Source organism: Winogradskyella poriferorum (genome assembly GCF_036553625.1).
GTDB lineage: Bacteria > Bacteroidota > Bacteroidia > Flavobacteriales > Flavobacteriaceae > Winogradskyella > Winogradskyella poriferorum.
Map to the genome: position 1 here is coordinate 1,336,713 of NZ_JAZHOU010000001.1, position 13,000 is coordinate 1,349,712.

General features: G+C 34.7%; 7 protein-coding genes. All 7 read left to right on the forward strand.

The window, feature by feature from the left end:
* The first annotated feature begins 71 nt into the window (after positions 1 to 71).
* The 7 genes from V1468_RS05935 (at position 72) to V1468_RS05965 (ending at position 12,911) form a co-directional block, all read left to right on the forward strand.
* Entirely contained in the window at positions 72 to 2,360 is a 2,289-nt protein-coding gene (locus V1468_RS05935; protein ID WP_331809303.1) for an NADP-dependent malic enzyme, read from the forward strand.
* Between the two features lie 71 nt (positions 2,361 to 2,431).
* Positions 2,432 to 3,013, forward strand: coding sequence for a Holliday junction branch migration protein RuvA (gene ruvA / locus V1468_RS05940; protein WP_331809304.1), 582 nt, complete (start codon positions 2,432 to 2,434; stop codon positions 3,011 to 3,013).
* Positions 3,014 to 3,018: 5 nt separating this feature from the next.
* Positions 3,019 to 10,392: a T9SS outer membrane translocon Sov/SprA gene (sov, locus tag V1468_RS05945; RefSeq protein ID WP_408647350.1), complete on the forward strand. Its 7,374-nt coding sequence runs from the start codon at positions 3,019 to 3,021 to the stop codon at positions 10,390 to 10,392.
* Between the two features lie 74 nt (positions 10,393 to 10,466).
* Positions 10,467 to 10,847, forward strand: a complete 381-nt coding sequence (gene gcvH / locus V1468_RS05950; protein ID WP_331809305.1) for a glycine cleavage system protein GcvH — start codon at positions 10,467 to 10,469, stop codon at positions 10,845 to 10,847.
* Positions 10,840 to 11,202 (forward strand): VanZ family protein, encoded by a 363-nt coding sequence (locus V1468_RS05955; RefSeq protein ID WP_331809306.1) that lies wholly within the window; start codon positions 10,840 to 10,842, stop codon positions 11,200 to 11,202. The genes gcvH and V1468_RS05955 overlap by 8 nt, the downstream gene beginning before the upstream one ends.
* A gap of 65 nt (positions 11,203 to 11,267) precedes the next feature.
* Complete coding sequence (locus V1468_RS05960) at positions 11,268 to 11,996, forward strand: energy transducer TonB (RefSeq protein WP_331809307.1); 729 nt, start codon at positions 11,268 to 11,270, stop codon at positions 11,994 to 11,996.
* 120 nt (positions 11,997 to 12,116) lie between these two features.
* Positions 12,117 to 12,911: an energy transducer TonB gene (locus V1468_RS05965; protein WP_331809308.1), complete on the forward strand. Its 795-nt coding sequence runs from the start codon at positions 12,117 to 12,119 to the stop codon at positions 12,909 to 12,911.
* Positions 12,912 to 13,000: the final 89 nt, after the last annotated feature.

Here is a 13,000-nt window from a genome sequence, read left to right on the forward strand (position 1 = left end):
TTAAGCAGTTAATTACTTTTGCAATCTTACCATTTTCATTGCGTACCTTTGTGGCTTAATTTTATTTGATTATGAGCAAACAAAGCAAGCGAATTGAGGCTTTGGTATATCATGCCAAGCCAACTCCAGGAAAGATAAAAGTTGTGCCTACCAAAAAATACGCTTCTCAACGCGATTTATCCTTAGCATACTCTCCAGGTGTTGCAGAACCTTGCTTAGAAATAGAAAAGGATGTTAACAACGTCTATAAATATACAGCAAAAGGAAATTTAGTAGCAGTAATATCTAATGGAACAGCGGTTTTAGGCCTAGGTAATATTGGTCCTGAAGCTTCAAAGCCTGTAATGGAAGGAAAAGGTTTACTGTTTAAAATCTTTGCAGACATAGATGTTTTTGATATTGAAGTAGATACTGAAAACGTTGATGAGTTTATAGAAACGGTTAAAAACATTGCACCAACTTTTGGAGGGATTAATCTTGAAGATATAAAAGCACCAGAGGCTTTTGAAATTGAACGTCGATTGAAGGAGGAATTAGATATTCCAGTGATGCACGATGATCAACATGGTACAGCTATAATCTCAGCCGCAGCATTATTGAATGCTTTAGAACTTGCCGAAAAAAATATTGAAGACGTAAAAATTGTTGTTAGCGGAGCAGGCGCTGCAGCAATATCTTGTACCAGATTATATCAAGCATTTGGAGCAAAGAGTGAAAATATTGTAATGTTAGACAGTAAGGGTGTCATTAGAAAAGACAGAGACAATCTTACAGCACAAAAGGCGGAGTTTGCTACAGACAGAAAAATAGACACTTTAGATGAAGCCATGAAAGATGCTGATGTTTTCATTGGTTTATCTATGGCAGATGTTGTGTCTCCAGCAATGTTAAAATCTATGTCTGCAAACCCAATTGTGTTTGCAATGGCAAACCCAAATCCCGAAATAAATTACGATTTAGCTATAGATACCAGAGAAGATATTATCATGGCTACAGGTCGTAGTGATCATCCTAATCAGGTAAATAATGTACTAGGATTTCCATTCATTTTTAGAGGAGCATTAGATGTTAGAGCCACCAAGATTAATGAAGAAATGAAGATGGCTGCTGTAAAAGCACTATCTAGATTGGCAAAAGAACCAGTACCAGAACAAGTAAATCTAGCCTACAACGAAACCAGATTAACCTTTGGTAGAGATTATATAATTCCAAAACCTTTTGATCCTCGACTAATTGCAGAAGTACCACCTGCAGTGGCAAAAGCTGCAATAGAAAGTGGTGTCGCCAAAGAGCCAATAGAAGATTGGGATCGTTACAAAAATTCTTTACTAGAGCGCTTAGGCTCAGACAACAAATTGGTTCGTCAGTTATTGGGTAGAGCGCGTACCAATCCTAAGCGTGTTGTGTTTGCTGAGGCGGATCAGTTAGATGTTTTAAAAGCTGCTCAGATAGTTTACGAAGAAGGCGTGGCAGAGCCAGTGCTTTTAGGTAGAAAAGATACGATTATAGAGTTAATGTCTGAAATAGATTTTGATGCAGATATCGAGATTATAGATCCAAAATCTGACGATGAAACCAAACGTAAAAACCAGTATGCAAAAGTCTATTGGGAAAAACGACATAGACAAGGTGTAACCTTATATTCAGCTCAGAAGAAAATGCGTGAACGTAATTTCTACGCTGCAATGATGGTAAATGTTGGTGATGCAGATGCCCTTGTTACAGGTTATTCTCGTAATTATCCTTCAGTTGTAAAACCAATGTTAGAGTTGATTGGTATGGCAGAAGGTGTTAATAGAATTGCAACAACTAACGTTATGATGACACAACGAGGACCTATGTTTTTAAGTGACACTGCTATAAACATAGATCCAGATGCAAAATGTTTGGCCAGAATAGCAAGAATGACATCTAGAGTTGCAAGGATGTTTGGTATAGAGCCAATTACTGCCATGATTTCGTATTCTAATTTTGGGTCATCAGAAAATCCAAGAGCAAGAAAAGTACAAGAAGCTGTATCTATGCTTCATAAAGCTTACCCAGACATGGTTGTAGATGGGGAGTTACAAACGGATTTTGCGCTTAATGAAAAAATGCTTCAAGATATATTTCCATTTTCTAAATTAGCAGGTCGAAAAGTCAATACACTTATTTTTCCAAGCCTTGATGCAGCTAATATTACTTATAAACTGCTTAAAGAGCTTAATAAATCAGAGTCAATAGGTCCTATTATGATGGGTATGGCTAAGCCTGTTCATATTCTTCAATTAGGAGCAAGTGTAGACGAAATCGTTAATATGGCAGCCATAGCTGTTATAGATGCGCAAGAGCGCGAAAAACGTCAGCAAAAGACTAAGTAGTCTTACATAGGTTTCAACCCTAATATTGTAAATAATTTTATTACATTTGGGACTTTAACCTTAAGTAATAAATGATTACACACTTAGAGGGAAAACTAGTAGAAAAAAATCCTACAGACGTTGTAATAGATTGCAACGGAGTAGGATATTTTATTAATATATCTCTACATACATTTTCTCAAATTCCTGATAAAGAAAATTTAAAGCTATATACATATTTGCAAGTAAGAGAAGATTCCCATAGTCTTTATGGTTTTTCTTCTAAAACCGAACGCGAAATTTTTAAACTTCTAATTTCGGTTAGCGGAATAGGAGCAAATACAGCGCGTACAATGTTGTCGTCTTTAACGCCAGAACAGGTTAAAGAAGGTATAGCAGGAGGCGATGTAGCTTTAATACAGAGTGTTAAGGGTATTGGAGCCAAAACTGCTCAGCGTGTTATCATAGATTTAAAGGATAAAGTGTTAAAAGTGTACGGTATAGACGAACTTTCTCTAATACCAAACAATACTAACAAAGATGAAGCGTTATCTGCTTTAGATGTTTTAGGATTTAACAAAAAACAATCCGAAAAAGTAGTTGATAAAATATTGCAAGCCCAACCCGATGCCCTTGTAGAGCAAATCATAAAAGAAGCTCTTAAAAACTTATAATACAATTGAATAGAACTAACTACAATCAATTAAAATCAATCAGTTTTTATGTGTCATTAGTATTTATGATGCTAATGAGTGCATCTGTTTTTGCACAAGAACCAGAAACAGAAGAGCAAGATTCTACAAAAACAACATTTGCATTAGGTAAACTTAAAATGCCAAATCCTAATAGCATTATTTCAAAATACACTTACGATCCTGTTTTAGATAGATATGTATACACCGAGAAAATAGGTGATTTTAATATAAACTATCCTTTAATTCTTACACCAGAAGAATTTAGACGTTTGGTATTAGAAGAAAAACTGAAAGAGTATTACAAGCGTATGGCAGATGCTGCTTCTGGGCAGAAAGAAGGTAGCGAAGAAGATCAAAAGAATTTGTTACCAGAGTTTTATGTCAATTCTGGACTTTTTGAAACCATTTTTGGAGGTAATACAATCAGTGTTATTCCTAGTGGTTATGCAGAAGTAGATTTAGGTGTTTTATTCTCAAAACAGGATAATCCAGCGTTTTCTCCTCGTAACCGAACAAACTTTACGTTTGATTTTGATCAAAGAATTGGATTGAGTTTGTTGGGTAAAGTTGGTACAAGGTTGCAGGTAACAGCCAATTATGATACCGAAGCAACGTTCGATTTTCAACAGCTTGTAAAATTAGAATATACACCAACAGAAGACGATATCATTAGAAAGATAGAGGTTGGAAATGTAAATATGCCTCTTAATAGTTCTTTAATTAGAGGAGCGCAAAGCCTTTTTGGTGTAAAAACAGAATTACAGTTTGGTAAAACAAGGGTTACAGCTGTTTTCTCAGAGCAGCAATCACAGTCTAAATCCGTTGTAGCGCAAGGAGGAGGTACTTTAGAAGAATTCGAATTCTTTGCTAGAGATTATGACGAAAACAGACACTATTTTTTATCACATTATTTTAGGGATAACTACGATAAGGCTTTACAACAATATCCATTTATAGACAATCAAGGTCTTCAAATTACAAGAGTGGAGGTTTGGGTAACTAACAGAAATAATCAAACAGAAAATGTTAGAAATATTGTTGCTTTTCAGGATTTAGGTGAGTCAGATCCAGATAATATTGGGTTAGATCCATTGCCTGCAGGTTTCATAAACAATATTGGAGCATTACCAGATAATGGTAACAATGATTTTGATCCAACTAATATTGGTGGTGCAGGATCACTTTTAACGGAAGCGGTAAGAGATATAACCAATGTAGAGTCTGGTGTTTCTGTGAGTGTTGACGAAGGTTTTGATTATGGTAAGCTTGAAGCTGCGCGAAAGCTACAAGAAGGACAAGATTATGTCTTAAATACAGAACTTGGATATATCTCATTAAATCAACGTTTGCTTAATGACGAAGTCTTAGCGGTAGCTTTTCAATATACAAGAGGTGGTGAAGTGTTTCAAGTAGGTGAATTTGCCAATGACGGTGTAGATGCTACTCAGGTAAGTGAAGGTACTACAGGAAATCAGGTAATTAATAACCAGAGTTTAGTCTTAAAAATGTTAAAGAGTGCTGTAACATCTGTAGAACAGCCAATTTGGGATTTAATGATGAAAAACATCTACGATACAGGTGCTTTTCAATTAAGTCAAGAAGATTTTAGATTAAACATTTTTTATACAGAAGCATCTCCAGTAAATTATATAAAGCCTGTAGAGGGTACAACATTTCCGTTGTATAATAACAACACACCTCTAGATCCTAATGACGATACTGAGATTCAAGAAACACCGTTAATACGATTATTTCATTTAGATCGATTAAATAGTAATAATGACCCACAAGAAGGCGGTGATGGCTTCTTTGATTATGTGTCCAATCCACAAATAACAGTAATTCCTCAAAACGGTAAAATCATCTTTACTAAGGTTGAGCCTTTTGGTCGTTATTTATTTGATGTTTTAGATGATGATAATAATCCAAACAACAATGATGATGATTATGAAGATATTACTGATACCCAAGCCAACTTTAACGAAAACCAAAAAAAGTACGTTTATGACTTGCTTTATAAGTCTACAAAAACAGAAGCCTTAGATGAATCAGAGAAGAATAAGTTTCAGATAAAAGGACGTTTTAAAAGTAGTGGTGGAGATGGAGGTATTCCTATAGGAGCATTTAATGTACCTAGAGGTTCAGTAACTGTAACTGCAGGAGGTAGAGTATTGGTAGAGGGTATAGATTATACCGTAAATTACCAATTGGGTCGTGTAGAAATTTTGGACGAAGCATTGAAAGCTTCTAATACACCAATTAATGTTTCTGTAGAAAATAATGCAGTCTTTGGTCAACAAACAAGACGTTTTACTGGTGTAAATGTAGAACATCAGTTTAACGAAAATTTTGTGCTTGGTGCTACGCTCTTAAATCTTAACGAAAGACCAATAACTCAAAAGGCTAACTATAATTCAGAACCAATTAATAATACCATTTTTGGGTTTAATGGAAACTACTCAACCGAAGTTCCGTTTTTAACAAGATTAGCAAACAAACTTCCAAATGTAGATACAGATGTACCATCTAACCTTTCGGTAAGAGGTGAGTTTGCGTATCTACTTCCAGGTGCGCCAAAAGGAACAGATTTTGATGGAGAAGCCACAGCTTATATTGATGATTTTGAAGGTACGCAAGGCTCTATAGATTTACTAAGTCCATTATCTTGGTTCTTGGCAAGTAGACCAGTAGATTTACCAAATAACATTCCTGGTAGTGATAATAATGGTGTAGAGAATGGTTATGGACGAGCAATGCTTAACTGGTATACGGTAGATCCTATTTTTTATAGCACACAACGTCCTGGAGGAATTAGTGATGATGATGTTTCTAACTTATACACCAGACGAGTGTTTATTGATGAGATTTTTCCAGAGGTTGATGTCGTTCAGGGACAAACAGCAGTAATTAACACCTTAGATTTAGCATACTATCCAGACGAAAGAGGTCCATATAACTTCGATCCGGCCGCTGCAAATAATGCTCCGCTAAACCCAAATAATAGTTGGGCAGGTATTACGAGGCAGATTACCTCAACAGATTTTGAGCAAGCCAATGTAGAATATATTGAATTTTGGGTACAGGATCCATTTTTAGATAATACTTCAAGTCAAGGAGGAAAACTTTTTATAAACCTCGGAAACATTTCAGAGGATGTCTTAAAAGATGGTAAAAAACAATATGAAAACGGACTACCAGAGGATGGAGATGTGTCTTTGTTAGAGCCTACGGATTACAATACGGTTGTACCACAAAATCAATCCTTAATTTACACATTCGCTACAACGGGTCAAGAACGCACCAATCAAGATGTAGGTTTAGACGGTTATGATGATACGGAAGAAATATCTGTTTATGGACCTCAATTTGGTGAAGATCCTGCAAAAGATAATTACACCTACTACCTAAATACCGATGGTAATATTTTTGATCGTTACAAGCAATATAATGGTCAAGAAGGAAATACACCAGATGTGTTTACAGATACGAATAGAGGGTCTACCACGCAGCCAGACGTTGAGGATATTAACCGTGATAATACTATGAATACTATTAATAGTTATTACGAATACGAACTAGATATTAATCCTAACAATTTAAATTTAAATAACCCATTAATATACGACACAAAGGAAAATATACCAGTAACGCTTCCAAATGGAGAAACACGAAATGTAAATTGGTATCAATTTAGAATACCAATAAATGACCCAACAAACGCTGTGGGTGGAATATCTGATATTAGATCTGTTCGTTTTGCACGTATGTATTTAACAGATTTCACAGAAGATGTTGTTTTACGTTTTGCAACGCTAGATTTAGTAAGAAGTGATTGGAGACGTTATACATTGAATTTGGATGATGGGACTCAGATACCTGAAACAGACGACACAGAGTTTAGTGTTGGTATTATAGGAGTTCAAGAAAATGATGGAGATTATGTAATTCCTCCGGGAGTAAGACGCGAAGAGCTTAATAATAATAACAACATTATCAGGCAAAATGAGCAGTCATTGGTGTTGCAAACATGTGGGTTAGATTCAGAAGATTCAAGAGGAGTGTTTAAGAATATTAATGTAGATATGCGTCAGTATAAAAACTTGCGTATGTTTTTACATGCAGAATCTCAAGATAATCAAGCGCTTCAGCCAGGCGAATTAGTGGCTTTTATAAGAATGGGTAATGACTTTACACAAAATTTTTATCAAATTGAAGTACCATTACTGCCAACCGATTTTGCCAATAATGGTTCTATAGAAGAGCGAGTTTGGCCTTCGGTAAATGAAATTAATATGCCCTTAGAGTTTTTACAAAAAATAAAAGCTTTAGGAATCGATGCAGGAACATTGGGTGATGTAACCCCAACATATTATAATGTCATAGATGGAGAACTCAACGAAACACCATTACTTAATGGTAATGTGCCATACGATACGGTTATGGAGGATGGTGTTAAACAACAGCGTATCGCTGTAAAAGGAAATCCAAATTTTGGTGATATTAGAGTATTAATGGTAGGTGTGAAAAATTCTGGGTCTACTGGTATAGAAACCTGTGGAGAGGTTTGGTTTAACGAGTTGCGTATGTCTGAACTCGAAAATGAAGGTGGCTGGGCAACAGTAGTAAGTATGGACTCTAACATAGCCGATTTTATGGATGTTAGTGCCACAGGTAGAGTAAGTACTATTGGTTTTGGCGGAATAGATCAAGGACCAAATGAAAGAAGCTTAGAAGATGTTAAGCAATATGACGTAGTGACTAATGTGCAGTTAGGACAATTGTTGCCAAAAAAATGGGGACTACAAATTCCTTTTAACTATTCTCAGAGTGAAGAATTGGTAACACCTAAGTTTGATCAATTGTATAATGATCTTACTTTAGACTCTAGATTAGATGCTGCCGACAATAGTGAAGATGAAGAACGCATAAGAACACAGTCTGAGGATTACACCAAGCGAAAAAGTATCAATTTTATAGGTGTTAGAAAGCAGCGCACAGGCGAGAAGAAACAAAGATTCTATGATGTAGAGAATTTTACGTTCAACTATTCTTATAACAAGGTTGAACATCGCGATTTTGAAATTGAAAATTCTTTAGACCAAAATGTAAGGGCAGGTGTTAATTATAATTATGCTTTTAATCCAGCAAGAATTGAACCTTTTAAAAAGAACGACTCTCTGTTTACAGGTAAGTATTGGAAGATTCTAAAAGATTTTAACCTCAATTTGTTGCCATCTAATATTTCGGTAAATACAGATATAAACAGACAGTTTAGTAAACAGAAGTTTAGAGAGGTAGAACTTGGAGGCGATAACATTGGTATCGAAGAATTATTTAGAAGAAACTATACATTCGATTTTCAGTATGCTATCAATTACAACCTAACAGATGCATTAAGTCTTAATTTTAGTGCTGCCAATACTAATATTGTTAGAAACTATTTTATAGATGACCAACTTAACGGAAGGCAAGATCCAACATTAGATGTTTGGGATGGTTTCTTTGATTTTGGAGATCCAAATTACCAAACACAACAATTACAGGTCAATTATGAGTTGCCTTTGTATAAAATTCCGGCATTAAGTTTTTTAAGAACTACTTATACCTACAATGGAGCATTTCAATGGCAAAAAGGGTCAGATTTAAATGAAGGTTTAGAAATATCTACGGATCATGATAATGACCCTACAACTCCAGATTTAACTAGGTCATATAACCTTGGTCATTCAATACAAAACTCAAACACTCATAATATTAATTCTACCCTAAACATGGAGACATTTTATAAGTCTATAGGTTTAGTAAGAAAAAATAATAGAAGAGGTAGAAATAGAAATTCAAGAGTAAAATCTAGATCTGCAACACCAAATACTAATAAGTCTTTAGAGAATGGTAATCAGCAGCAAGATCCTAATAAATTAAGTACAGGAAAGAAGGCTTACAATACATTGGTTGATATTGTTACTATGGTAAAGCGTATTCAATTTGGATATAGTGAAAACAATGGTACATACTTACCTGGATATTTGCCGACGCCAGGATTTATTGGTACGTTAAGACCAACTTGGGGCTATACTTTTGGTAGCCAAAATGATATTAGAAGTCTTGTTGCAAATAATGAATGGCTAACTAGATATCCAGATTTTAATGAACAGTTTACATCTGTAAAAAATACTGCTTTAGACTATTCGGTTAATGTAGAACCAATGCGCGATTTAAAAATTGATTTAATTGGAAACAGAACCTACGCAGAAAACTTTACAGAAAACTTTAGAGTAGAAGATTATTTAGATGCAAACGGAAACGAAGTGCCTGTAGGTTCAGGTGATGGAATATTAGATTATAGGTCTTTAACACCAAATACGTTTGGGAATTTTAACATATCCACAGCCTTAATAAAAACAGCGTTTGGTAAAAGCGATGAGAATCAATCTGACGCCTTTGACGATTTTAGAGCCAATAGACTAATTGTAGCCAATAGATTAGCGAGAGAGTTTTATGGTACAAACAACTTTGCCACAGATGCGGAAGGTTATCCATTAGGATTTGGGAAAAATAGTCAACGCGTATTGTTACCTGCTTTTCTTTCTGCTTATCAAGGTAGTGACCCAGAAAAGATAACAACAAGAGCATTTAGAGATGTTCCAATTCCGAACTGGACATTGAAGTACACAGGTTTAATGAAAATTCCATGGTTTAAAAAAACTTTTAGACGTTTTTCTATTCAGCATGGCTACAGATCTAGGTATACAATCAATCAATTTAGAACTAACTTAGATTATGTTGCAGGTGAGCGAGGTGTGGAATACGATGATCAATCAGTTGATGCTTTAAACCAATCAGGTGACTTTAAAAACGGAACGCTTTACAGTAATATCAATTTAGAAGAGCAGTTTAGTCCATTAATCCGTTTGGAGTTTGAAATGAAAAATTCTGTGAAGGTATTGGCAGAAATTCAAAAAGATAGATTATTGTCATTGAGTTTTGATAACAATCTGCTCACGGAAGTTCAAGGTCAAGAATATACCTTAGGCTTGGGTTATCGTATAAAAGATTTAAGAATAAGATCGGCTTTAGCAGGAGCAAAACAAATTGTTAAGAGTGATTTAAATATGCGAGCAGATATCTCAGTAAGAGATAACAAAACAATTATTAGATATTTAGACTTAGATAATAATCAGATAACTGCTGGTCAGACAATATGGAGCGGAAAGTTTACAGCAGACTATGCGTTTAGTAAAAACCTTACAGCTATTTTCTATTTTGATTATACATTCTCAGATTTTGCAATATCTACCTCCTTCCCACAGACCTCATTAAGATCTGGTATTACGCTACGTTATAATTTCGGAAATTAATTTTAGGATTTAGGTTTGAAAACAAGCAATTAAAAAATTACTTTTGCTTCACTAATTATATTATATTATTTAAGATGAATATACCATCAGAATTAAAATACACCAAAGACCACGAGTGGATTAAAATAGAAGGTGATATCGCAACTGTAGGCATTACAGATTTTGCACAAGGAGAATTAGGAGATATCGTGTATGTAGAAGTAGAAACTGTAGACGAAACTCTAGATGCAGAAGAAGTATTTGGAACAGTTGAAGCTGTAAAAACAGTATCCGATTTGTTTTTACCGTTATCTGGTGAAATTATTGAGTTTAATGAAAACTTAGAAGATGAGCCAGAAAAGGTTAATACAGATCCATATGGTGACGGCTGGATGATTAAAATAAAATTTTCAGACGCTTCTCAGATAGATGATTTATTATCTGCAGAAGATTACAAAGCCATAATAAATGCTTAGAAAATTACTATTGTCAGTAGCTGTTATTTATACATTGGCACTGATTGTAGTAACATTTATAAACCTTGATGGAGTGCCAAGTTTGGGGTCTTCATTTGACGATAAAATATATCATTTTTTAGCATACGCTGGTTTAGCAGGTTTATGGATAACGTTTTTTAAACAACGTCACAAAAAGCAAACATTACTACTTGTCTTTGTTATTGTTGTTTTATTTGGTGTTTTGTTAGAGGTTATACAGCATCAGCTTAATCAAAATAGAACTTACGACACATACGATTTGTTAGCAAACTGTTTTGGAGTTGTAATTGGCACGTTAATTGCAACCAGAATAGATATAATAAAGTTAAAATAAAAAGAAGTTTTGCTTTTTTTCTTATTATTTAATTAAATTAGCAATTCTATTAAAGAAATTTCAATATGGAACCTAAAAAGAATCCAAAATCAGATGTAAGTAGAAACAGCTCATTGTATTTTGCTGTTGGATTAGCTTTAATGCTAGGCTTTACATATATGGCTCTAGAGTATAAGAGTTATGAGAAGAGTGATATTGTTGCTGATACGCTTAATGTAGATGATGAGTTTGAAGAAGAAGCACCTATTACTGAACAAATTGTTACTCCACCACCTCCACCACCTCCACCACCAGCTGCGCCAGAGGTAATTGAGGTTGTAGAAGATGAGGTAGAAGTAGAAGAAACTGTTATCGAGTCTACTGAGACTGAAATGGAAACAGAAATTGTTGAAGTGGAAGAAGTAGAGGTAGAAGAGGTAGAAGAAGTTCTAGAGGTACCTTTCCACGTTATTGAAAATGTTGCGGTTTTCCCTGGATGTGAAAACGAAAAAGGAAATGCAGCTAAGAAAGAATGTATGAATGAGAAGGTAAATAAGTTTATCTCAAGAAAATTCAATACAGACTTAGCGCAAGATTTAGGGTTAGCTCCAGGTAAGAAAAGAATATTCTGTAGATTTAAAGTTGATAAAAATGGAAACGTAACAGCTATTCAAACACGTGGTCCACACCCAGCTTTAGAGAAAGAAGCTCAAAAAGTTTTATCTAAATTACCTAAAATGAAGCCTGGTAAGCAAAGAGGAAAGGCGGTAGTTATGCCGTTCTCAATTCCAATTGTTTTCCAAGTAAATGATTAAGTAAGAAGATACTTAGACATAAATATAAAAATCCCGTTCAAAATTAATTGGACGGGATTTTCTTTTTGGTATGCTTATTGTGACTTTATCATAATATTAGCATTTTAAATAATACGTATTATGAAAAACTTAAAAAAAGATCTCAACAACGCTGGTCAGAGCACTGTTGAGGTGAAGAAATCACAAAAGCATGATGCAAATTTACAAAAAAACTCAACCCTGTATTTTCAAATAGGGTTGATTCTTTGTTTGCTGGCTACTTATGGACTTTTTGAAATGCAGTTTCAAGAAAAAAAGATAACAATCGATGTTGTAGAAAGTAACGATTTAGCGACTATAGATGTAGTGCCTGAATATCGCGTAGAACAAGTTGTAGAGAAGAAAAGCGAGCCTAAAGTAGAGCGCAGTAGAGATTTGAGAGATGTGTATAAGGAGGTGGAAGATAACACTCCAGACTTAGAAGAAGAAATTTTTACACCAGATGACCCAAAACCTTCAGATGAGCCTACCGTTAAACCTGAAGACATCGTTGTGGAAAAGGTTGACGTACCTGCTGAGGTTCCTTTCTATAAAATTGAAAAGGCGCCAATATATCCAGGATGCGAAAAAATGAGCACCAATGAGGATAGAAAAAAATGTATGTCTGATAAGATCGCTAAGCTTGTTGGTAAAAAGTTTAATACAGAGATAGCTAGTGATCATGGTATATATGGTTTGCAGAGAATTCAAACACAATTTACAGTAGATAAAAATGGTAATGTTACCGATGTAAGAATTAGAACACCTCATCCAGTATTAGAGAAAGAAGCAAAACGCGTTATTGATAAAATACCAAGTATGAAACCAGGTTATCAGCAAGATAAAGCCGTTGGTGTTATCTATACTTTGCCAATTAAGTTTATGGTAAGAGACTAATTATAATTGCATAGTTATAAAAACCGTTACCTAATCGTAACGGTTTTTTTGTTTTAGGGTTACTAAAAAAAATAATTATCTTTCCGGCA